Source organism: Actinomadura sp. NPDC000600 (genome assembly GCF_040492135.1).
In the GTDB taxonomy this organism is placed as follows: Bacteria; Actinomycetota; Actinomycetes; order Streptosporangiales; family Streptosporangiaceae; genus Spirillospora.
In genome coordinates this window covers 1-1,157 of the sequence record NZ_JBEUPD010000134.1, presented here as the reverse complement: position 1 = coordinate 1,157, position 1,157 = coordinate 1, and the positions used below count along the sequence as shown (strand labels likewise).

2 protein-coding genes are annotated in these 1,157 nt (G+C 71.5%); both read right to left on the bottom strand.

Annotation, left to right across the window (positions count from 1 at the left end):
* A partial coding sequence (locus ABWI07_RS44265; RefSeq protein WP_353822223.1) for an AAA family ATPase occupies positions 1–832 on the bottom strand: 832 nt, incomplete at its 3' end.
* Positions 829–1,157 (bottom strand): hypothetical protein (locus tag ABWI07_RS44260; RefSeq protein WP_353822222.1); only part of this gene is annotated, 329 nt, incomplete at its 5' end. The genes ABWI07_RS44265 and ABWI07_RS44260, both read right to left, overlap by 4 nt.

The window sequence follows — 1,157 nt, the reverse complement described above, 5'->3', positions numbered from 1 at the left end:
CGGTCAGCGCCTTGTGCAGGTCGGTGACCGAGTAGACCGGCGCCCACGCCTGCCCGGCGCACTCCGGGTCGACGGGGCACGGCAGCAGAACGTCGAAGCCGAAGTCCCCCTCGCTGTCGACGTCGGCGCGGTAGGCAAGGGTGAGGTACTGCTGCCCGAGGCGGATCTCCGCGACGCGGTCCCGGCCGGTCACCAGGTCCGAGCCGGGCCGCCACCGCCACAGCGGCAGGATCGCCGGGCCGAAGAACCGGCGGACCAGGAGAAGGTCACCCAGTCCTTTGCCGCCGTCCCGCCCGAGGTCGGCCTCACGGCGCTCGGAAAGCCGCTTCAGCAGCGGCTCCAGGCGGTACAGGTTGTCGGCGAAGACGATGGTGTTGAAGCCTTCGGCGGCCAGCTGCTGGTGCGAGTACGTCATCGCCTTGTGCTGGGCGCGGACGACGTCCTGGGGCACGCGCCGGTTGGCCGGGCGCGGGTGCTGCCGTTCCAGGCACACCGACAGCGGCGTGGGGACGATGACCGCGACCGTCGGCATGCCGTGCCGCTTGGCGGCCGTCACCAGCTCCACCCTGATGGGCTGCTCGCAATTGGTCGCGTCGATCACCGTGTTGAGTCCCCGGGCCATCCGGCGCTCCAGGATCAGCTTGAGGACGTCGGCCGCGTCACCGGTCGCGTCCTGCCGCCCAGGGTCGTCACCGACCACGCCCCGCAGACGATCGAGCGAGAGGACCTGGGAGGCCGGCCGGGTGCGGGCGAGCGTGGACTTGCCCGCGCCGGAGGCACCGATCAGCACGATGAGCCCGTTCTCGGGCAGGTCCGGGTACAGCACCGTCATGCGTCGTCTCCTTGCGGGTGGAGGGAGCGGGCCGCCCAGTTCAGGCGCTGCCCGGCGTTGTCGGTGATCAGGGCGGCGGCCTCGTGCAGGTAGCAGGAGGCGTCGCCGTCGCGGTCGGGCTCGATCTGCTCCGCCCTGCGTGCGGCGGTGCTGACCAGCTGCGCGAGGGCGGGGAAGAGGCCGCCGGGCATGTCGATGTCCTCCTGGATCTCGCGCAGGATCGCGGCGAGCTCGCGGGCGTCGACGTCGTCGGCTTTCAGGTCGTCCTCGATCTGCTGGAGGGCGAGCTGGGCGATGCCGATGTGACAGGCCGCATCAAGGACCT